Origin of the sequence: Jeotgalibaca arthritidis (genome assembly GCF_011100465.1) — a bacterium.
GTDB lineage: Bacteria > Bacillota > Bacilli > Lactobacillales > Aerococcaceae > Jeotgalibaca > Jeotgalibaca arthritidis.
This window is the reverse complement of the sequence record NZ_CP049740.1, coordinates 300,287-322,386: the sequence shown is the minus strand read 5'-3', so window position 1 is coordinate 322,386 and position 22,100 is coordinate 300,287. Positions and strand designations below refer to the sequence as shown.

Below are 22,100 nucleotides of genomic sequence, written 5' to 3'. Positions count from 1 at the left end.
TTTCATTGTGATAGAGGAGTTATTATGGATAAAAAATTAACACTAAAAGAATATTTATTTATTGGATCAATGCTCTTTGGTTTGTTTTTTGGGGCTGGAAATTTAATTTTTCCTATTCAAATGGGACAAATGTCTGGTTCTCAGATGATACAAGCAACACTGGGCTTTATTATTACAGCAGTTGGGTTACCCTTTTTAGGAATTGTGGCAATGGGTCTTTCTCGAAAAGACAGTCTGTATGTCCTAGCGAGCAAAATCAGTCATAAGTATGGTTTGTTTTTTACAATCGCCTTGTACTTAACAATTGGGCCTTTCTTTTCGACACCTCGTACTGCTACAGTATCGTTTGAAGTGGCACTAGCGCCATATTTAGATGCCAATCAACTAGCCTTATTTTTATTTATCTTTTCTTTCTTATTTTTTGGAGCGTCCTTGTGGTTCTCTTTACGACCATCTGGTATTTTAACATGGGTTGGGAAAATCCTTAATCCAATCTTCTTAGGGTCATTGGCATTAATGATTATCTTTTCTTTATTGAAACCAATGGGAGACGTTAGCACAGTAGCTGTAGCAGAAGCCTATCAAAGCGGTGCATTCTTCACTGGTTTTTTAGAAGGTTATAACACGATGGATGCTTTAGCATCACTGGCATTTGGGATTATTGTGGTTCGTACCATTCAAAGTTTAGGCGTTACTAAACCATCACGCATTGCACGTGATACCGTTATTGCAGGTGTATTTAGTATGCTATTAATGATTGTCATTTATACCAGCCTTGTTTATATCGGAGCTTCTAGTCAAGGTATTTTCAATGTTAGTGAAAATGGTGGGATAGCATTAGCTGAAATTTCTCATCATTACTTTGGAAGTTTCGGAGCAATTTTCCTAGCTATCATTATTACTGTAGCTTGTTTTAAAACTGCAGTGGGGCTAATTACAGCCATTAGCGAAATGTTCGTTACGTTATTTCCAAACAAACTAAGTTACAATCAATTTGTGTTTCTGTTTACAGCTATTTCATTTGGAGTTGCCAATCTAGGTTTATCACAAATAATTGCCTATTCAGTTCCAGTTTTGATGTTCCTTTACCCATTAGCGATTACTTTGATTTTAGTGGCATTAGTCAGTCCGCTGTTTAAAGATCATGCGATTGTTTATCAGGTAACGACCGTTTTTACTATGCCGTTTGCGATTGTTGATTTTAGTCATGCCTTGCCAGTTGAAGCTAAAACTTTTTTTAGAATTGGTTTTCTTTCTGAGTGGGCACAGGCCTACATTCCTTTATTTAATTATGGCATGGGTTGGCTCATCCCAGCTACCATCGGCTTTGTCATTGGTTTAGTTCTTGCTAAAGTAAAAAAATAATAAACGAAACGCCCGTTCAGATTTAACTGAATGGGCGTTTTTTTAAGCTTATAACAAGAATGGTAACTAAAACAGCAAGAAAGGTTGCGATAATGAGTGGGATTAAATCAATCACTTGGGCTAAAATAACACCCAGTAGAAAGCTTGCTAATATTAGTAATGGTAGAAATGTTTGAACCGGAATAGAAGAGTCAGCTGCTGTTTCCACTAGCGTATCCAATGGTTTTTCTAATGGCTCGATAATAGCCTCTTTTGGTTGGGATAGGAGCATAAAGTAATCTTGAGCGACTATTTGTTCCTGGTCATTTCTAATATAGTCATATTTGCCATCTGCTAGTAGTTCTCTCGCTTTGACATTATCTGCCAAATAATAATCAATAATCGACAAAATTTCATCCTTGATTGCTTCATCTAAAACAGGAAATTCAATTTCAACACGGTCAACCATATTACGCGTCATCATATCAGCGGATGACAAAAAGAGATGCCGTTTGCCATTTTGATGGAAATAGTAAATGCGACTGTGTTCTAAAAAGCGACCAACAATACTTCTCACCCGAATATTCTCACTTACCCCTGGAATGCCGGCTCTTAAGCAACAAATACCTCGAATAATTAGATCAATTTGAACACCAGCTTGGCTAGCTTCATAAAGTTTCATAATAATCTTTTTATCAGTCAATGAATTCATTTTGGCAATAATACGACCGCTTTGATATTTTTTATGAAGGGCAATTTCTTTTTCAATGTAATTGAAAAAGGATAAGCGAATCCGGTCAGGCGAAACATAGAGATGCTTGTAAACAGGTGTTTCTGAATAGCCACTTAAGTAATTAAAAAAGAGTGTGGCATCTTCACCAATTTCTTGGTTAGTTGTCATAATACCCATATCCTCATAAAGTTTAGCGGTTTGGTCATTATAGTTTCCAGTTCCAAGATGAACATAACGAATCATTTTCCCATTTTTCTTTTTAACGACAAGAGCGATTTTACTATGCGTTTTTAAATCAGACATACCATAAAGAACGTTGGCGCCAGATTCTTCTAATTCTTTAGCCCAGTGGAGGTTATTTTCTTCGTCAAAACGAGCCTTCAATTCAACGAGAACAGTCACTTGAATACCGTTTTCAGCAGCTCGCTTAAGCGCACCGACAATAGGTGAATCTTTGGAGACGCGATAGAGTGTTTGTTTAATCGCCCAAGTATCCTTGTCGTCGGCTGCCTCATTAATAAAGGCAATGACTGGGTCAAAGGAATCATAGGGGTGGTGTAGGAAGACATCTTGTTTCTCAATGACCTCGAATAAATCGTTATCCTTTAATTCAGTAGGTATAGTCGGTTGGAAGGGCTGATAAGCTAGCTCGGGGAAATCTGCCTTCAACATGCTACTGATTTGGAAAATAAAGGTTAAGTCGAGTGGACCATTGATTGAATAATAGTCACGTTCTTTTAATTCTAGTTCGTCCATTAGAAACTGAATACTCTCAGAAACATCTGTTTTAGAATGACGGTGATCAACTTCTAGTCGGACAGCTGATCCATTTTTACGTTGCTTTAAAAAATCTTCAATGACTAATAATAAATCTTCGGCGCCATCTTCATTAATATCTAAATCTGCATTTCGAGTGATACGAAAAACAAAATAATCAACGATTTCGATACCGGGAAAGAGCGTATACAAATAGTTAGCGATAATATCTTCGAGAAAAACAAACTTTCGTTGGTCACCGTTTTGAATCACGTAGTAACGGCTAGTCAGTGTCGGTATAGGAATAACGGCATTTTGCCCGTTCTTACCTTGCTTCAACCGTACAAAGAGATGCAGCATCTTATTATTTAAATGCGGGAAGGGGTGGTAAGCATCAATTCTTAGTGGTGTTAAAATAGGCAAGAGCGACTCATAGTAGTAGTGATTCACTTCCGTGTACTCATCTTCAGTTAAGTCCTCAATGGAAACAAATTGAAGCTGATACTGACAGGCTTCTTCTCGCAATGATTCGTAGCTGTCGTATTGAAGGGCGACATTTTTTCGGTTCTTTTCTGAGATGGCATTGAGTTGTTGGTCTGATGTCATCAATGTTTTAGAGTCTGGCTGATCAAAGCCAAATTTCAATTGATCTTGGAGACCAGCAACACGTACCATGAAAAATTCGTCGAGGTTTGAACTGCCAATGGCTAGGAAATTCATCCGTTCTAGGAGGGGATTATGCGAATCACGCGCTTCTAAAATCACCCGGCGATTAAAATCGAGCCAGCTCAATTCTCGATTAAAGTAAAAATCTGGTGAAGCAAGATTAATGAGAGTTTCTTGAGTCATGTGATAAATGCCTCCAATAGAATAAGATTAGGGTAATTCAATAAATGATAGGTTTAAATCTTTTCTCAATAAGCGATCTAAATGTTTTTTTTGTCGAGATGCGCGGTACCGTTCAGCGATAACAGGACCGTTATGGAAGAGTTGTAAGTCGTATCCATCCTTCGTTTTAACTAAGGATATTTTTTTAATCACAGACATATGCGAATCGTTCAAGGCATTAGCAAATTTAATGACACCACCTAAATGGCGGATATGGTCGATGTAGCTGACATTAAACCAATGATGAAATGGCTTAATATATTGATTGAAAAGAGATTTGTTTTTATAGCTAGCTAGCAAACTAATAACGACACGGTCTTGATGAGATACGCCATCTAATTCACTATTGGAAATAATATAAAAGGTATGCTGAGATCCAGCGCTATTTTCAATGTATTCCCCCATATAATATAGGTAGCTGCCATACTGTAAAAGACGTGCGATTTGGCCATCTTTTTCAAAAATATTCTGCTTACAAAGTTCCTCATAGAGCGCACTAACTAAAAAACCTCTGTAGTCAGCAACATGATCTTGAGTATGGTAAGCAAGCCCAAGTCTGTAAATACTTTGGTTAGCTACATTTTGAGTAGAAAAGGCCGTTTGATCAGTTTTTTCATTAATATAATCCATAATGATTCCTTCGCGAAGCCCCTTATTGCTAAAGATAAAGACGGGTGCCTTCACCTCTTCAAACAAGCTCTTAAAAACAACGTTGGCTGGAATAATAATATCAGCACGATCTTGGCTGAGCCCGTCTAGATTTTGCAATTCAGGAATTGTTAATGATTTGAAGAGTTCTAAGGTATCATTTAAATCATTAGCTGACATTTGATAACCGTGTACACCACCTAGCGGATAGTCGACAGTTCTCTGATGAACATTGGCAATGCTTCTAGCAGATCCACCTATTGCAGTTATCGGAAGTTGACATTTTTTTAGCCATTTTAAAGATTTGAATTGCTCTTTAACGAACTGAGTCATTTTCACAATGGCCTTGTCATTGTTGTGGTCTTTGTCGGAAAAAAAGAGTTGCTTCAAGGTCACGACGCCAAAGGGAAAACTATGGTAGTTAATGACTTTTTTATTTTCGAAAAGGGTAATTTCCGTACTTCCCCCTCCAATATCAACGGTAACACTGTTTTTTGTTTGGGTGGTACGGGCCACAGCGTAACTACCATAAAAAGCTTCTTTTTCTTCAGGAATGATCTGTATCTGAATGCCAACTTTCTTTTTGACCTGCTTCAAAATGTCGGCTTGATTAGCGGCTTGACGAATGGCAGCCGTCGCCATTGGCATCAGTTTTGAAACCTTATAACGCTTCGAAACGTCGTAAAAATTATCAAGAACATTGACTAAAACATCAATACCGTCCTGAGACATCACTTTATCCTCGTTGAGGTATTGTGAGAGACGAGCAGGGGTTTTGATATTCTGCAGTTCATATAGACGGTAATCTTCCCCAATTTCAAAGATAACCAAGCGAATCGTATTTGATCCGATATCAATTAAACTAATCATTTCTGAATTCATAAAGCGTCCTCCTAAGTATTCTCTTAAGGTCATTTTATAGAAAGAAAGGCATTTTGTCATGAAATTATCATTTTCAATTCACGAAAAGTGTTAAACTCTTAAAAAGTGTCGAGTGGTTGCTTTATAATCGCCCACTCGACAGTTTTAACCATCAACATAAAAAAAGCGGCATCAGGAAGTCAATTCTTCCTGATGCCGCTATGTTAGTTTAGATAACGATGAATTTCTTTGAGTAGGTCTGTTGAGTTGCCGACAACTATACCATTTGTTTTGATAAGACCGATTGTATACAAGTTTGCGTATGAAAATTGTGACTCGGCAATCGTTTGTAGCGCTTCTAATTTTTGAGGATTAGTTGCTCCTTGTTGGCGAGAATCCGTGTACAAGCCGATAACGGGAATACCTGCTTGATAAGCAACACCAATTTCAGTTGCAACACCAACATCAATTGTTGCGCCATCTAAAACAGCAATCATAATATCAGAAGCAAGAAGGGCATCTGTATCATATTTTGCAATCATTATTGAATCAGCGTAGGCATTTTTATCGTTGATATCGCCTTGATCTTGAGGGATATAAATATCTAAATCTGAGAATTCTTTTTTTATTAAATCGGTTAAATAACGGTTGTATTGCAGTTCCATTTCTGAAAAAAGAGGGGCTGCATAATAAGCTTTTTTAGACATAGTTAATCTCCTTTTCACTTGTATATTCTTCTATGATAGCAATCTGAGAGTGTGGAAGCAAAGGAATTTCGAACTAAACTATATTACAAACTTGTTACAAAACAGTCGTTTTGACATTGAATCGTAAGAGAAATGAAACCCCCCACTCCATAACAAAGCGTATAATGGATAGGAATCTGAAAAGAAAGAGGCGAGCCCAAGTGAGTAAAAGTCGTAAGCTCGGAAAAGTTCTTCTTGCTAGTTTAGCAGGACAACTGTTGTTAGCAACACCGATTCATGCGTCAACATTAGAGCAGTTGAATGCGCAAGAACAAAAGAAAACGGAAGAAATTCAAGCATTACAAGGCGATATTAGCACGATGCTGATGTCGATTAATGAGCGAAAATCTGAACTAGACAGCTTAAATCTTGAAGTAGCAGAGATAGAAACCCAGCAAGAAAAAACATTAGAAGAAATTGACAAGCAAAAAGAAGTCATAGCAGCTCGGAAAAATCAATTGAAAGAACGATTAGTCGCTTTACAAACAAGCCCATCTTCTGACAACCGTATTTTAATGTTGCTAAAGTCAGATAACTTTTCAGACTTTTTAGCTAAGTTTATTCTAATTGGCCAACTTCAAGCAGCTGATAACGAACGAATCGAATTAGCCATAGAAGAAGAAAAGAAAATGATTGCTTTGGAAAATCGTCTCGCTCAAGAAGTTGCAGATGGAAAAGCCAAGGCTGAATTGGCTCGTATCGAAACGGACTCTCTTCATACTGAATTGGAAGAACTTCAGACCGTTTTATCTAATAATGAGCTTGTCTTGCAAGAAATTTTAACTGATAAAACAACCGAAGAAAATCGTCTAGCTGAAGTGGCCCGTCAAGAAAAAGAAGCAGCTGAGAAAGCAGAAGCTGATCGCATCGCTGCTGAAGAAGCTGCCAAACAAGCTGAAATTCATGCACAAGAAGAAGCAGAACGCGCTGTATTAGCTGCTCAAGCTAAAGCAGAAGAACGGGCAAGAGCTGAAGAAGCTGCAGCTAAAGAATCGGTAAACAAGACGCCTGTTCAAACAACTAATCCTACTGAAAAAGAGGACACGATTGCAGAAACCCCAACTCCAAGTACAGATGGAAAGACCTTAACAGTTGTCGCAACTGCCTATTCTCGTAATGAGCCATACTTAACCAATTTTACGCGTACAGGTATTGACTTAAGAGTGAATCCAATGGTTATTGCTGTTGACCCAAGTGTTGTTCCTCTAGGGTCAATTGTTGAAGTACCAGGATACGGAATTGCTATTGCAGGAGATACCGGATCAGCAATCATTGGAAATAAAATTGACCTTCATATGGAAGACTTACAAGCTTGCTATGACTTTGGTCGTCAAACATTAACAATTAAAATATTGAACTAAAACAAAGCACAACCGTTTAGCGGTTGTGCTTTTCTGTTTGACATTGCGAACGGTAGAGTAAGTAGAAAGCCAAGCAATCTATTCAACTCACATTTATCTGCAAAAAAAGTCGAGAAGATCATCCTTCTCGACTTTTTCTAATTATAGCACTTTATTTAAGAAATCTTGAGTACGTAGATGCTGCGGATTTTGGAAGACATCAACTGGTGTACCTTCTTCAACGATATAACCACCATCCATAAAAATCACCCGGTCACCAACTTCGCGGGCAAAGCCCATCTCATGGGTAACGACAACCATTGTCATCCCATCTTTAGCAAGCTGCTTCATAACTTCTAAAACTTCCCCAACCATTTCAGGGTCTAGTGCTGATGTTGGTTCATCAAACAGCATAATATCAGGATTCATAGCAAGAGCACGTGCAATAGCGACACGTTGTTTTTGTCCACCTGATAGTGAATTAGGGAAAACATCTGCTTTTTCGACTAAGCCAACTGTTTGCAATAATTCCAAAGCTTTTTTCTTTGCTTCTTCTTTAGACATTCGTTTTAATTCAACAGGAGCAAGTGTAATATTTTCAGCTACCGTTAAGTGAGGGAAAAGATTAAAATGTTGGAAAACCATACCAATCTCTTCTCGAACTTTATTAATATCTGTTTTAGGATTGGTAATGTCAACATTATCGACGAGAACTGCTCCACCAGAGATTTCTTCCAAACCATTTAAACAACGGAGGAATGTACTTTTCCCAGAACCAGAAGGACCAATAATACAAACGACTTCACCTTCTGTAATTGTCATATCAATACCTTTTAATACTTCATTATCTCCGAAACTCTTTTTTAAATCTTGAACCAGAACTTTTGCGTCTGCCATCATGATTCTCCTTTCAGGCAAGCTGTTTGCAAGCCCATTTCCATTACTCCTAACCATTCTATCAAAAAAACCACCATTTAAAAAGAACACAATGAGAAAAAAATGAGAAATGAAAAAGACCACTTTCAAAAATGAAAGAGGTCTCGCCGAGTTTAACGCTTATTCGCTGTCGTGTAAGACTCGCACAGCTTATCAATCGCATTAACGAGAGAATCCAATTTTTTCTCCATTCTACTTAATAAGTAGAGAGAAATAACGATTGGAAAGCCCGTATTGCTAATTAATTCCATGTATTGGTCCATTTTTAACAACTCCCTTCTATCTTTAAAGACGAAGAAGGGGAGCAAAGTGTTACCTTAATTATAATTTTTCGTTAATTGCTCTGAAAATAGCATCAGCTACGCCATTCTCATTATTGGTTGATGTCACATATTTGGCAATCGCTTTAACGCCTTCTTCAGCATTTCCCATCGCAAAGCTGACACCTGCATTTTTAAGCATAGATGCATCGTTAAAGTTATCACCAATTGTCATCACATTTTCCATTGAAATACCCATTTCTTTAGCGAAGCGTTCAACCGCAATTCCTTTTTGTGCTTCAACATGGTTAATTTCAATATTGTTAAAGAAAGAAGAGGTAATAATCAGTTCCTCATCTGTTTCAAATTCTTCTCGAATGACTTGCAATTCGGGTTGTCCGATATTACTAAAGACTAACACTTTTAATATTTGAGAACTATCGTCATCTAAAACCTCATCAAAATGATTCACGTAATGAATATTCAATAATTCCAGACGACTTAGAGCTAAGACAAGTGCCATTTTAAAGGTTGTATCAGGATTAGTTGTTTGTAATAAGGTTGTCATCGTTTCGATACGACCGACCTTATCATCTGAAAAGACACCTTTTGTCGTAACGATTTCGGCATATAATCCTTTTGATCTCACAAAATCAAGGATACGGCGAATCCGTGCTTTATCAATCCCAATATTAGCGATCAAGTTACCCGCTTCATCGAAGAGTTGGCCGCCATTAACGGTAATCATAGGACAAGAAATACCTGCTTCTTTTAAGGCAGGAACGGCTTCTGTATACCCACGTCCAGTTGCAACCATAAACTTAATGCCTTTACGTTCTGCATATTCAATCGCTTCACGATTGGTATCAGAAACAGCTAATTTATTATTTAATAAGGTACCATCCATATCTGAAACAATTAATTCAATCACGAAAAAACCTCCCATTATAGTGTTCTGCTACTAGTTTATCATTAAATAGAAGAAAATGGACAATCTGAAGTGTGTTAAAATATAACAAATAAGGACGAGAGGTGCTAAAAATGAAACAAATCATTCATAATGATTGGCAAAATCTCCTAGAAGAGGAATTTCAGTCCGCCTACTACCAACAGTTGCGGAACTTTTTAAAAGAAGAATATCAAACGCAAACCATCTATCCAGAGATGGACCACATTTGGGAAGCTTTTGAACGGACCCCTTACCAAGCAGTGAAAGTGGTCATTTTAGGGCAGGATCCATATCATGGACCTAACCAAGCTCATGGGCTAAGCTTCTCTGTTCAAAAAGGTGTCGCTATACCACCATCATTGAGAAATATATATAAGGAATTAGCATCTGATTTAGGAATCAAAGCTGCCAACCATGGCGACTTGAGAAAATGGGCAGATCAAGGTGTCTTCCTACTCAATACCGTTCTCACTGTTCGACAAGGTCAAGCTTATTCCCACCGCGGTAAAGGTTGGGAGATGCTGACGGATGCGGTTATTCGTGCACTTAACAAGCGGCAAGAACCGGTTATTTTTGTCTTATGGGGAAATGCCTCGATTGCTAAGACAGCCTTAATTGATAGTGAAAAACACATTATTTTAACGGCACCCCATCCGAGTCCCTTGTCTGCTCATCGTGGGTTTTTTGGAACAAAACCTTTCTCAAAAATAAATGAAGAATTAATAAAACGAGGAAAGACACCAATCGATTGGCAGCTTGAGGATAATCTAGATGAATGAACACTACCTTGAAACAAAGCTAGGTAAATTACGTTACCTACAAGCTGGCGAAGGGGAGGCCATCCTCTTTCTACATGGTAACAATGAGAATGCTGATATTTTTTCAGGTATTTTTGACGCCTTTACCGAGAATTACGCGGTTTATGCGCTCGACACAAGAGGTCATGGCAAATCAGACTTTGCTGTTGAGTTGTTGACTTTTCAACAAATTGCAGAAGATATTGTCTGTTTAATGGATGCTAATCAGTTGAAATCCGTTCATATCATTGGATTTAGCGATGGTGGTAATATTGGTCTCTATTTAGCAGCCCATTATCCAAAGCGTGTAACGTCACTAACCATTATGGGAGCTAACTATGATCAAACCGCATTAGTTGAACCTTTATACAGTGAATTGTTGGAAGAGTTAAAGCAGTTAAGACAGCTAGCGCCATCTGAAGAGCAAAAAAGAAAAGAGAGCATCTTGCGATTAATGTTAGACCAACTAGCCTTAGAAGAGTCTGATTTAAAAGCGATTAGTTGCCCTGTTTTAGTGATGGCGGGGGAGTTAGATGTTATTCCGCTCAGTCATACGAAACAAATGGCGACTCTGATACCAAATGCAGATTTGACGATTGTTCCCAATGGTCAACATGACTTTTTTATTGCACAGCCGAGTGCTCTAATTGACTCAGTGATAAACTTTTACAATCAGATGAGAAATAAATGAGAAAATATCTTGTTTTTTAGCTAAAACTCATGTAGGATGGAAGCATAAATGAAAAGAGGTTATATCATGTCTATTAAACTTGCTAGTCAATCAATCACATATTTTAGCTACTTTAGATAGCGTTCATGCCAACCTGTGGTATGAGCGAATGATTTTTTCATCATATCTAAGGTGGCTTATCTGCGTTTGATTGCCGCTTGAAATAACAAAGTGGCTGAACGGCAAGGTAATTCCTGATATGTTGTAACAACGGGAGAAAACCTTATGTACTCTACTTAGATTATTTCTGGGTAGAGTTTTTTTATTGAAATAGGGGGAATTATAATGAAAATTGGTTATCAAGGTGTTCCGGGATCTTATAGTGAAACAGCCTTACAAGAATATAAACAAGCACATCAATTGCAAGATGCGACAGCGATTGGTTATTCATCTTTTAAAGCATTAATCGATGAGATAGAAGACGGCCATCTTGATTTAATCGTCATACCAGTCGAAAATTCGACGACAGGCCTTATCGCTCGAACGGTTGATTTGTTACGTTATCGGTCTCTAGTAGCAATTGACGAAAATTATCAATCCATCCAGCACTATTTATGGGGGCTAGAGACTAGCGAGATTAACACCATTACAGAAGCTTATTCGCATCCAGAAGCCCTATCTCAGTGCGATACCTTTTTCGCTAATCATCCGCATATCACAGCTAAAGCTTATGAAGATACAGCTAAATCTGCCCAGTTTATAGCGGAAGAAGGTAGTATTCACCAAGCCGCCTTAGCAAGTAAACGAGCGGGTGAACTCTATGGCTTAAAGCAACTAGCAGCTAGTGTTCAAACAGAATCCATGAATACCACTCGTTTTTATATTATGGCTCCGAATGAAAAAGTCACCCTAAAAGGCGACATTTTATCGCTTTACATTGAGACCAAACACGAATCAGGCGCATTAGCTAAGCTACTCCAAGTTTTTACCTTATTTGACTGTAATATGGAATCACTTAACGCGCGTCCAATTGCTGGTAAACCATTTGCTTACGGGTTCTTTATGGAAGTGGATGTTTCAAAATCTACTGTCCCATTCGAATTATTATGGCAAACCTTAGAACAGGTTTCTGAACACCTTCAAGTATTAGGAAGGTTTGATTCCGCATTAACCAATAAGAAGGGATAGAAAGAGATGACAACTATTGCAATTGTAGGTCTAGGTGTCGTTGGCGGTTCCTTCGCCAAGGCATTAAAAAAATACCCCCAAGCTGGTGAACGTGTTTTAGCAATTGATCCAGATGAAGAAACACTACAAACGGCTCTAAGTGAAGGAATGATTGACTACGGGGAGACTGCTAACGAAACGATTTTACAACAAGCAGATCTAGTCATTATCGGTCTTTACCCTAGAGCATTAAAGGATTTTATAATAAAACACCGTAATGACTTTAAAAAAGGGGCAATTTTAACAGATGTAGCTGGTGTTAAAGGGGTGCTAGTCGAGCAGTTAAAGGCTGAAATTCCTGAACATGTTGATTTTATTTATGGACATCCCATGGCAGGACGCGAGAACAGAGGTTATGCTTATTCAGATGCAGATGTTTTTGAAGGTGCCAACTATCTACTCACACCAACAGCTGATAATCAGCCCGAGAATATCGAGTGGCTAGAACAGCTGATTAAACGAATTGGTTTCAAACGGGTGACCATTGTGCAGCCAGAAAAGCATGATGAAATGATTGCCTTTACAAGTCAACTTTGCCATGTTATTGCTGTGTCTTTAATTAATAGCGATGATCCAAATCGTGATACGGTAAAGTTTATTGGTGACAGTTACCGTGATTTAACACGGATTGCTAAAATCAATGATAGCTTGTGGTCAGAACTATTTATTGAAAATAAAGATGAGTTACTAGCTGCAGTTGAAGGCTTCGAGAAACAATTTCAACTGATGAAGCAAGCCATTCAAGAAGATAATGTCGACGAATTGGCAAATATGTTTAAGGAATCAACTAAACGACGCACACAATTAGAGCAAGCAGATCGTAAACAAAAAGCTGAATGATACATTCAGCTTTTTTTCAATGTCTCAGTTGTCATATTTTGCTTAAAATGTGTTACCCTTAAGATAGAAAAAGAAGATGAAATGAGGAATATGCATGGATTTAAGTATTTTGGATCAAATTCCAATTTTTAAAAATGAATCAGCCAAACAAGCGCTCGACAATGCCGTGTCTCTTGCCCAACAAGGTGAAAAATATGGCTACAAACGAGTTTGGTACGCGGAGCATCATGGTGGTGAATCACTCGCTTCTTCGGCACCTGAAATCGTGATTGGTCAAGTTGCGGCTAAGACAAACCATATTAACGTTGGTTCTGGTGGCATTATGATGATGCACTATTCACCGTTGAAAATCGCAGAAGTCTTTAAAACATTAGCAGCTTTTTATCCCGGACGGATTGATCTTGGATTAGGACGGGCACCGGGTGGAGATCGTCATGCTATCTTTGCTTTGTCGGAAGGTCGAGCGCCACAGCTGGATCATTTATACAATAAAATAGATACGATTCATTCATTGCTGAAGAATGAATTACCAGAAAACGAGCTTTACCAACATACAGCGGCTACACCTGCTATTAACCATTACCCATCAAGTTGGTTGTTAGGTTCAAGTGGTGATAGTGCTTTACAGGCTGCAGTGAGAGGAATGGGTTATTCCTATGCACAATTTTTCCACGGTCAAATGAATCAAGAGGCTTTTGAAATTTATAACAGTCGTTTTCAACCATCAGACTTTATGCCAGAGAAAAAGTTGAGTGTTGCTTTCTTTGCTTTGGCTTGTGAGACGGAAGAGGAAGCGCGTTATTATGAACGACCATATGCTATTTTTAAGATGAAATTAGCTAAAGGAGAACGGCTAGAGAAATTTCTAAGTCCTGAAGAAGCGGCAGACTATCCCTTAAGTGATTTAGACAAAACCTTGCTTGAAAAGATAAGTGAAAGTCATTTGGTAGGAACAGCAGACAAGATTGTCGAACAGCTCCTTGAACAACAACGACTTTATCAGTTTGATGAAGCAATGATTATTAGCATTACCCAACCGCATGAGGTTCGCCTCAATTCTTACCGCTTGATTGCAGAAGCAATGAAACTAACTAACAAGGAGTAAACAGAATGTCATTAAGTTTTGACTATTGGCTTAGTGCTGAAAAATGGTATGAAGGCTATGCAGGTGTCGTTTTTGGTATTGGTATCTTTATTATTTTTGCGATGTGTTTTGTGATTCCAAAACGAAAGACCCCATTTGGGAAGCGATTCTTATCGATTTCCGCTGTAGTAGTTGCCGCTTTAGGGTGTTTTCTCTTAATTAATAATCGCCGCTATGAAGCTTATCTAGAACCAGCGAGTCATGTCACGCCAGCCATTCGAACAAGTGAATACACATTATTTTCCGGTTACCAACCTAAATCACGGACACAAACGGATTTTTATAATCGATTCCATGACCCAGAAGGAGTAGAGGCAACCGGCCTCTATGAAAAAGAAGAAGTAATCGAAGAATTGATTTATTTGGGGAAAGAAGGCCGTCATCATTATTTTGAGCATGATGGTCAAGTCTTTCGCCAATATGAAGCGAGTGTCTATTTTGATGAATCGGCAGATCAGGCAGTCTTAGTGGGGTATCTGTACTACCTAAAAGATGATCGCTTTAAAACAATCGGATTTCAAGATACAAACTATGTTTTTTATGACCGAATTGTTATCAATGAAAAAGATGAAGGAAAGAGCTACCAAGTTGAAGATAAGAGCCTTGCGGCTAGTACAAAAGAGGCATTTTATGATTGGACATTCCCTTATTATTAAAAAATCACAAAATGAGTTCAAAGTGTGAAGAATATAACAGTTTTTTATGCTGTTTCAATGAAAACTAGTGAAATCTGTTTGAGAATGTTGTATGATAGGAGTGTAAATAAAATCCTTTAGGAGGGTATTATCGTGGAAATGTTTGAAAGTTTAACAGAAAAAATCGTAGGGAAAAACATCAAAATTGTTTTCCCAGAAGGAACTGAAACTCGTATTTTAGGAGCAGTCGTACGTTTAAAATCTGAAAATTTAGTTGAACCTATTTTAATTGGGAACCAAGAGGCTGTTACATTAGCTGCTAAAGAACGCGGATTCGATATTGATGGTGTTCAAATTTATGACCCAGAAAACTACGATCAAATGGATGAAATGATTGCATCTTTCGTAGAACGTCGGAAGGGCAAAGCAACTGAAGAGCAAGCAAGAAACATCCTTAAAGAAGAGAACTACTTCGGAACAATGCTCATTCATATGGGACTAGCAGATGGTTTAGTAAGTGGTGCTGTTCACTCAACGGGTGACACAGTTCGTCCGGCTCTACAAATTATTAAAACAAAACCAGGTGTTAGCCGTACAAGTGGTGCTTTCATCATGTTACGTGGACGTGGACAAGAGAAATACTTGTTTGCTGACTGCGCCATCAACATCAACCCTAACGCACAAGAATTAGCAGAAATTGCCGTTGAATCAGCTAAAACAGCAGAAATGTTTGGCATCGAACCAAACATTGCACTATTAAGCTTCTCAACAAAAGGATCTGCATCTTCACCAGAACAAGAGAAAGTTGCTGAAGCAACTAAGATTGCTCAAGAACTAGCTCCTCAATACAACATTGATGGTGAATTACAGTTTGACGCTGCCTTTGTTCCAGCTGTAGCTAGCCAAAAAGCACCTGACTCAAAAGTTGCTGGAGAAGCTACTGTATTCGTATTCCCAGAAATTCAATCAGGTAACATTGGTTACAAGATCGCGCAACGTTTTGGTGCGTTTGAAGCAGTAGGACCAATCTTACAAGGGTTGAACAAACCAATCTCTGACTTGTCACGTGGTTGTGTGGAAGAAGACGTTTATAAGACAGCGATTATTACAGCAAACCAAACATTAATCGGTTAATAATAGTGAAACGCCCATTCAGAAGTTCTGAAATGGGCGTTTTTTTGCTTGCTCATACACAGTCCTGTTAAAATACGTTATAATAATAAAAAAGTAAAAGTGAGGTGCCCAATCGATGGCATTCAGTATAGATATAAGAAATGAAGAAGAGACGCTGCGACTGGGAGAACTGTTAGGTGAACTAGTGACCGCAAAAACAGTCGTTCTTTTAGAGGGCGACCTTGGAGCAGGTAAAACAACGTTCACCAAAGGACTAGCTAAAGGAATGGGAATTGAGCAAGTTATTAAAAGTCCAACCTATACTATTATTAGAGAATATGGTAAGGGACGATTGCCACTTTACCACCTCGACGTTTACCGTTTGGAAGAAGGCGGTGGCGAAGAGTTAGGGCTAGAAGAATACTTTTATGGTGATGGAGTCAGTGTGATTGAATGGTCGACCTTTATTGAAGAGGAACTCCCTTCAGATTGGTTGAAGATAGCGATTACGCGTATCGGCGATTACTCACACGAACGCCACTTTGATATTAGTGCTAAAGGAACAACATATGAACAGCTACTGCTTCAATGGGAGCAAAGCTGGAAAGAGGGTCAAACCATTGGGAACTGAAAAATTAGAAATTACCATTCGTGAAGCAATTCCCAGCGATGCTGGTGAAATTATTGCCTTTAGTAAAAAAACAGGAAGCGAAACAGACTTCTTAACATACGGATCAGAAGGTTTGGAACTATCAGAAGCGTTTGAAGAAATGTATCTTGAAGGATTACTAGAGAAGGATAATGCTATTATGTTAGTTGCGACCATCAATGATCATGAAATTATTGGAATGGCATCGGTCGGATCAAATGATAAGCCAAAAACACAACACGTTGGTGAAGTTGGTATCACGGTTGAAAAAGAATTTTGGGGCTTTGGAATTGGTAGTATTTTAATGGAAGAAATTGAGATTTGGGCACAAGAAAGTGGCGTTATCCGCCGTTTGGAGCTAACCGTTCATGCTGGTAACGAGCGAGCAATCTCACTTTATGAAAAAATGGGTTATCAAGTGGAAGGTAGATTAGCGCGTGTGATGCAGATTGATGGTGAATTTGTCGATGGTATCATGATGAGCTTACTGATTGATTAATTAATATAAAAACCGTTAGGAAGCGTAAACTTCTTAACGGTTTTATCTATTTGGACCAACTAAAATAAAATAGTTAGTGCGTAATTTGAAAAGATAGACAGGACAAGGATATTGATAATCACAAATGCCCATTTAAAACGGTTGTCTTCGACGTTTAAACCAAAAATAACACCAACAACTGGGAAAAATAAAGCAAGCACAAGTGAAATGGTTGCGATACTGTCAGGGTCTTTTGTTGAGAATAAATAAACAGGGTATAGAATGCTGAGTAAGGTAAATACGGTTGCGTTTTTTAATTTTTTATTAGACAAAGAAGTTCCTCCTTTACTGTACCGAACTATTCTAGCATATTTTACAGTAAAATTCTGCTGGGAATAGAATTTTGTTGGCAAGGCTCTCTAAATAACTGGACAGTGGGCTAAATAATAGCTTATTATACAATTAATATATGTTACAATTAAAAGACATCAGTAGTTATTCTAAAAAATTATGTTAGTATTACTAAATATATAGTATGAAGAAATTTAATGTGAAGATTTAGTGAGGGGAAAAGATTGCAAGAAAAAATGACGTTGGCACAGAAGCTTAAACAGGAGTTTCCTACTGTCATCATTAAAGAGAACGAACGTTTAGACGCTTATACCTATACAAAAACGGGAGGTCCAGTGGATGCGCTTGTTTTTCCAGTCTCTAAAGAGGATGTTCAAGCTGTTGTAACATGGACGAATACAAATCAAATACCACTGACTATTTTAGGGAATTCCAGCAATGTCATTATTCGTGATGGTGGCATTCGTGGCGTAGTCATGATTCTGACCGAATTAAATGGTATGCAAGTGAAAAAGAATCGCTTGATTGTCCAAAGTGGGGCAAGATTAATCGATGCTTCTAATCGTGCTCTTTACGAACAGCTATCTGGACTAGAATTTGCTTGTGGTATTCCAGGAAGCGTTGGTGGTGCGGTCTATATGAACGCAGGTGCATATGGTGGTGAAGTGAAAACTGTTATTGAAACCGTCGAAGTGATTACGCCAAGGGGCGAGATTAAAACATACAAAAATGAAGAACTAGATTTTAGCTACCGTCACAGTAAATTACAAGAAAGTGGCGAAATTGTTATTGAAACTGTTTTTACTTTAGAAAAAGGTAACAAAGAAAAAATGGCTGAAAAAATGGCTGAATTAACAGAGTTGAGAACCTCTAAGCAACCTTTAGAATACCCATCCTGCGGGAGTGTCTTTAAGCGCCCAACTGGTTATTTCACTGGTAAACTGATTCAAGATGCTGGTTTACAAGGTAAAACATGGGGAGGCGCACAAATCTCAACGAAGCATGCAGGCTTTATTGTTAATGTTAACCATGCTTCTGCAACAGATTATATTGAATTAATTGCTCATATCCAAGAGGTTATTTGGAATGTTTATCATGTAAAATTAGAAACAGAAGTAAGAATAATTGGTGAAGACCCTGTTCCTGATTCAGTTGATCATGCATCAGAAAGAATGTCTTCCTAAATACAGCAAAAGGAGGTGGCTTCGATGAAAAAACCACTTATTACGCTTCAAGATTTTACATTTACCTATTCCGATCAATCTGTACCGATTCTTAAAGAAATTAATGTCACGATATACGAAGGGGAAAAAATTCTTGTTATCGGACCAAGTGGTTCAGGGAAGTCCACCTTTGCACGATGTATTTCAGGTATTTTACCAAGTAAGGACCATGATGATTATACAGGTACTATTAGCTATGGCGATCAAATTGAGAATAAGCATATTTCTAATTTTTTGCCCAATGAACTAGCGATTAATATGGAAGATAGTAGTGAAGCAGTAAGAGAGAAAGAAAAAGAAATCTCTTCAGGCGTTTCATCTGCTAGCCAGCCGTTTCAAACCTATCTGCAGCAGAAAAAATTAGCAGGCATGAAGTGGTTCCTAAGTAAATCACCTTCAGTCCAGCAAAGCTTTAATCAGCTGACAGACAATCAATTTGAACAAATGAAGACAGCAGGGCTATTTATCGAAGATAAACCGCTGCTTATTTTTGACGAGCCATTAGCTAATCTTGACCCTAAATCGGGTGACGCGACAATGGCATTTATTGATACGCTAGAGCAAGAGACGGATTCAACGGTTATGATTATTGAGCATCGCTTAGAAGATGCACTAGCTTATCCGATTGACCGCCTAATTCTTTTTTCAGAAGGGCGTATCATTGCCGATGGGAATCCATCGGATGTTTTAAAAACCGATATCTTAAGTGATATTGGTATTCGCGAACCCCTTTATATTACAGCTATGCGATATGCAGGCGTGAATTTGGAACATACGCATCATTTGGACAATGTTCATCAAGTGAATGGTCCGAATCTAAAAGAAGATATGGAACGCTGGCTATCTTATTTGCCTCAATTCCACTATCCCCCTAATGAGGATGTTCTTCTTGAAGTAGAAGATGTGAGTTTTAAGTATCCATGGAATAAACAAAATATTGTCGACCATATTAGTTTTAAAATTATGGAAGGTGAAATACTCAGTCTAATAGGCCCGAATGGGTCGGGTAAAACAACCTTAGTGAAGCTACTTTCAGGCCAAGAGCGGATTGCTTCTGGTAAATTAATTTGGAAGGGCGAGGAAATCACTGATTTGAACGCTGATAAGATGAAACATCTTGTCGGCTACGTCCCTCAAAACCCACTTGAAACAATTACTCAAGATAATATTGATGATGAATTATCATTTAGATTGCGTGAGCAACAGTATTCAGAAGATGAAATTTACCGCCGTGTGGAAAAAGTGATTGAAGTATGTAGCTTACAATATATTCGTCAGTTACCGATGAGTGCCTTAAGTTTTGGGCAACTCAGACGTGTAGCGATTGCATCGGTCTTAGCACTCAGTCCTAAGATGATTATTGTGGATGAACCAACAGCTGGTCAGGACTTCATGCGCTATACAGAAATTTTAAACTTCTTGCAATCCATTCATTTACAAGGTATTACCGTATTATTGGTGACCCATGATATTCATTTGATGTTGGAATATACCAAACGTGCAGTAGTTGTATCCGAAGGGAAGATTTTAGCTGATGCCAGTCCGGTTTATATTTTGGCAAGCCCAGAAATTATTGCAAACTCCTCACTGAAAGAAACGAGTTTATATACATTCTCTAAACACATTGGTATGAATGACCCTTATGTGTTTACAGAAAAATTCATTCACTACGACCGAGTTGCTCGGTTATTCTAATCAAATCAAGCAAACCAAAACAAGTTGATACTCGTTTTGGTTTTTTTGTTTGTTAAGGCTTGTATTTTTTGAAAATACGATTATAATTTTACTCGTGCCTAAACTTAAAGATTAGTATTAGTAAACTAATAAACGAGAAAAGAGGGTTTACCTTGGAAATCGGTAAAAAGTTAAAACAGTTACGTCTTCAAAAAAATCTAACGCAAGAAGAATTAGGTGAGCGTACTGATCTAACCAAAGGGTATATCTCCCAATTAGAAAATAATTTAAGCTCCCCATCAATGGAAACATTTTTTGATGTGTTGGAAGTACTAGGAACGACACCGAAAGAATTCTTTGATTCTGATAAGGAAGGTCAGTCAGTGGTTTATAGTAAGAATGATGTGACCGTTTTTGAAGATGATGAGAAGGGCTATGCGATGACATGGTTGATTTCCGATTCAAATGATAAGGAAATGGAGCCGGTTATGATAACATTAAAGGAGAAAGGTGAATTTAAACAATTTCCACCGTCTCTATCAGAGACCTTTGGCTATGTTTTGGCTGGAACGCTTGAATTAGTTATCGGTGATCAGCATTATCAAGTGAAGAAGGGTCAGTCTTTTTATTACGAGGCAACAGAGTCTCACCATATTTGTAACGCATCTAAACAGACAACTAAAGTTCTTTTAGTTGTAACAGATTCATATTTATAAACTTTTAGAAAGCGCAGGTGTAGTAAATGACAAATAATATCAACATCGTCTTTGAAGGTATTAATAAATCATATGATGACGATGTCGTCTTACACGACATTGACTTTGAAATTGAAAAAGGGAAGTTTTATACTCTATTAGGGCCATCTGGCTGTGGTAAAACAACCATTTTACGTTTAATTGCAGGTTTTACTGAAGCAACGAATGGGACGATTAAGATTAATGGTGAGCGTGTGAATGACGTACCGCCTAATAAACGTAAGGTCAATACAGTATTTCAAGATTATGCTCTTTTCCCGCATATGAATGTATTTGACAACATTGCTTTTGGTTTATCTTTGAAAAAATTATCAAAAGCAGATATTCAACAAAAAGTAAAAGATGCTTTGAAAATGGTTCAATTGTCAGGTTATGAAAATCGTGAAATTCGTGAAATGTCTGGTGGACAGCAGCAGCGTGTTGCCATTGCGCGTGCGATTGTTAACGAGCCTGAAGTGTTATTATTAGACGAACCATTGTCAGCACTTGACTTGAAATTACGAACTGATATGCAATACGAATTACGTGAACTCCAACGTCGTTTGGGCATTACCTTTATTTTCGTTACGCACGATCAGGAAGAAGCATTGGCGATGAGTGATTGGATTTTTGTTATGGATAAAGGGAAAATTGTCCAAAGTGGAACGCCAGTAGATATTTACGATGAGCCAATTAACCGCTTTGTTGCAGACTTTATTGGTGAAAGTAACATTGTTGCTGGAACGATGGTAGAAGACTACAAAGTTAAGATTGTCGGTAAAGAATTTGAATGTGCGGATGCAGGGATTACTGCTGGAGAGCGTATTGAAATCGTTATTCGTCCAGAAGATTTGGAACTGACATCGGTAGAAAAAGGTAAAATTGTTATCAATGTTGATAGTCAACTCTTTAGAGGGGTTCACTATGAAATCGTTGGTTATGATAAAGATGGCAACGAATGGATGGTTCATTCCACTAAGAAAGCTCAAATCGGACAAGATGTCGGTCTTTATTTTGAACCGCAAGACATCCACGTTATGCGCTTAGGTGAAACAGAAGAAGAGTTTGATGCTCGACTTGAAAGCTATGAAGCATAGGGGGGAG

General features: G+C 38.1%; 21 protein-coding genes and 1 pseudogene. 15 read left to right on the top strand and 7 right to left on the bottom strand.

Annotation, left to right across the window (positions count from 1 at the left end; all coding sequences use genetic code 11):
* Nucleotides 1-24 precede the first annotated feature (24 nt).
* Nucleotides 25-1,365, top strand: a complete 1,341-nt coding sequence (gene brnQ / locus G7057_RS01595) for a branched-chain amino acid transport system II carrier protein (protein ID WP_166160770.1) — start codon at nt 25-27, stop codon at nt 1,363-1,365.
* 22 nt (nt 1,366-1,387) lie between these two features.
* Here brnQ and G7057_RS01590 read toward each other — a convergent pair whose 3' ends face one another.
* The 3 genes from G7057_RS01590 to G7057_RS01580 form a co-directional block, all read right to left on the bottom strand.
* A complete protein-coding gene (locus tag G7057_RS01590; protein ID WP_166160768.1) occupies nt 1,388-3,682 on the bottom strand; it encodes an RNA degradosome polyphosphate kinase in 2,295 nt (764 codons plus the stop codon).
* A 27-nt stretch (nt 3,683-3,709) separates the two neighbouring features.
* Nucleotides 3,710-5,251, bottom strand: coding sequence for a Ppx/GppA family phosphatase (locus tag G7057_RS01585; protein ID WP_166160766.1), 1,542 nt, complete (start codon nt 5,249-5,251; stop codon nt 3,710-3,712).
* A 203-nt stretch (nt 5,252-5,454) separates the two neighbouring features.
* Entirely contained in the window at nt 5,455-5,937 is a 483-nt protein-coding gene (locus G7057_RS01580; protein WP_076765278.1) for a nucleoside 2-deoxyribosyltransferase, read from the bottom strand.
* Between the two features lie 200 nt (nt 5,938-6,137).
* On the opposite strand from G7057_RS01580, the gene G7057_RS01575 reads away from it, so the two are divergent.
* Entirely contained in the window at nt 6,138-7,337 is a 1,200-nt protein-coding gene (locus tag G7057_RS01575; protein WP_166160764.1) for a 3D domain-containing protein, read from the top strand.
* Between the two features lie 141 nt (nt 7,338-7,478).
* On the opposite strand, the gene G7057_RS01570 is transcribed toward G7057_RS01575, so the two are convergent.
* The 3 genes from G7057_RS01570 to G7057_RS01560 form a co-directional block, all read right to left on the bottom strand.
* Nucleotides 7,479-8,213 (bottom strand): amino acid ABC transporter ATP-binding protein, encoded by a 735-nt coding sequence (locus tag G7057_RS01570; protein ID WP_166160762.1) that lies wholly within the window; start codon nt 8,211-8,213, stop codon nt 7,479-7,481.
* Between the two features lie 152 nt (nt 8,214-8,365).
* Nucleotides 8,366-8,515 carry a YvrJ family protein gene (locus G7057_RS01565; protein ID WP_166160760.1) on the bottom strand — a complete coding sequence of 50 codons (150 nt, stop codon included), beginning with the start codon at nt 8,513-8,515 and terminating at the stop codon, nt 8,366-8,368.
* Nucleotides 8,516-8,573: 58 nt separating this feature from the next.
* Complete coding sequence (locus G7057_RS01560) at nt 8,574-9,443, bottom strand: Cof-type HAD-IIB family hydrolase (protein ID WP_166160758.1); 870 nt, start codon at nt 9,441-9,443, stop codon at nt 8,574-8,576.
* Nucleotides 9,444-9,553: 110 nt separating this feature from the next.
* On the opposite strand from G7057_RS01560, the gene G7057_RS01555 reads away from it, so the two are divergent.
* The 9 genes and pseudogenes from G7057_RS01555 (at nt 9,554) to G7057_RS01515 (ending at nt 17,035) form a co-directional block, all read left to right on the top strand.
* Nucleotides 9,554-10,240: a uracil-DNA glycosylase gene (locus tag G7057_RS01555; RefSeq protein WP_166160756.1), complete on the top strand. Its 687-nt coding sequence runs from the start codon at nt 9,554-9,556 to the stop codon at nt 10,238-10,240.
* Complete coding sequence (locus G7057_RS01550) at nt 10,233-10,949, top strand: alpha/beta fold hydrolase (RefSeq protein WP_166160754.1); 717 nt, start codon at nt 10,233-10,235, stop codon at nt 10,947-10,949. The genes G7057_RS01555 and G7057_RS01550 overlap by 8 nt, the downstream gene beginning before the upstream one ends.
* Before the next feature lie 324 nt (nt 10,950-11,273).
* Nucleotides 11,274-12,116: a prephenate dehydratase gene (locus G7057_RS01545; protein WP_166160752.1), complete on the top strand. Its 843-nt coding sequence runs from the start codon at nt 11,274-11,276 to the stop codon at nt 12,114-12,116.
* Between the two features lie 6 nt (nt 12,117-12,122).
* Nucleotides 12,123-12,995: a prephenate dehydrogenase gene (locus G7057_RS01540; RefSeq protein ID WP_166160750.1), complete on the top strand. Its 873-nt coding sequence runs from the start codon at nt 12,123-12,125 to the stop codon at nt 12,993-12,995.
* Nucleotides 12,996-13,089: 94 nt separating this feature from the next.
* Nucleotides 13,090-14,016: pseudogene (locus tag G7057_RS01535) on the top strand (MsnO8 family LLM class oxidoreductase); the annotation flags it as partial.
* 89 nt (nt 14,017-14,105) lie between these two features.
* The gene (locus G7057_RS01530; RefSeq protein WP_166160746.1) at nt 14,106-14,795 is read left to right on the top strand and encodes a DUF3413 domain-containing protein; all 690 of its coding nucleotides are present in this window, start codon (nt 14,106-14,108) and stop codon (nt 14,793-14,795) included.
* A gap of 132 nt (nt 14,796-14,927) precedes the next feature.
* The gene (gene pta, locus G7057_RS01525) at nt 14,928-15,908 is read left to right on the top strand and encodes a phosphate acetyltransferase (RefSeq protein ID WP_166160744.1); all 981 of its coding nucleotides are present in this window, start codon (nt 14,928-14,930) and stop codon (nt 15,906-15,908) included.
* 115 nt (nt 15,909-16,023) lie between these two features.
* Complete coding sequence (tsaE, locus tag G7057_RS01520) at nt 16,024-16,518, top strand: tRNA (adenosine(37)-N6)-threonylcarbamoyltransferase complex ATPase subunit type 1 TsaE (protein WP_076765306.1); 495 nt, start codon at nt 16,024-16,026, stop codon at nt 16,516-16,518.
* A complete protein-coding gene (locus G7057_RS01515) occupies nt 16,508-17,035 on the top strand; it encodes a GNAT family N-acetyltransferase (RefSeq protein ID WP_227004617.1) in 528 nt (175 codons plus the stop codon). The genes tsaE and G7057_RS01515 overlap by 11 nt, the downstream gene beginning before the upstream one ends.
* 59 nt (nt 17,036-17,094) lie before the next feature.
* Here the strand turns inward: G7057_RS01515 and G7057_RS01510 are convergent, their stop codons facing one another.
* Nucleotides 17,095-17,346, bottom strand: a complete 252-nt coding sequence (locus tag G7057_RS01510) for a hypothetical protein (protein WP_166160740.1) — start codon at nt 17,344-17,346, stop codon at nt 17,095-17,097.
* 255 nt (nt 17,347-17,601) lie between these two features.
* Here G7057_RS01510 and murB point away from each other — a divergent pair, with 255 nt between their 5' ends.
* From murB to G7057_RS01490, 4 genes are all read left to right on the top strand, one after another.
* The gene (gene murB / locus G7057_RS01505; protein WP_166163987.1) at nt 17,602-18,549 is read left to right on the top strand and encodes a UDP-N-acetylmuramate dehydrogenase; all 948 of its coding nucleotides are present in this window, start codon (nt 17,602-17,604) and stop codon (nt 18,547-18,549) included.
* A 24-nt stretch (nt 18,550-18,573) separates the two neighbouring features.
* Nucleotides 18,574-20,283, top strand: a complete 1,710-nt coding sequence (locus G7057_RS01500; protein ID WP_166160738.1) for an ABC transporter ATP-binding protein — start codon at nt 18,574-18,576, stop codon at nt 20,281-20,283.
* Between the two features lie 152 nt (nt 20,284-20,435).
* Nucleotides 20,436-20,978 carry a helix-turn-helix domain-containing protein gene (locus G7057_RS01495; protein ID WP_166160736.1) on the top strand — a complete coding sequence of 181 codons (543 nt, stop codon included), beginning with the start codon at nt 20,436-20,438 and terminating at the stop codon, nt 20,976-20,978.
* Between the two features lie 26 nt (nt 20,979-21,004).
* Nucleotides 21,005-22,093, top strand: coding sequence for an ABC transporter ATP-binding protein (locus tag G7057_RS01490; RefSeq protein WP_166160734.1), 1,089 nt, complete (start codon nt 21,005-21,007; stop codon nt 22,091-22,093).
* Nucleotides 22,094-22,100 lie beyond the last annotated feature (7 nt).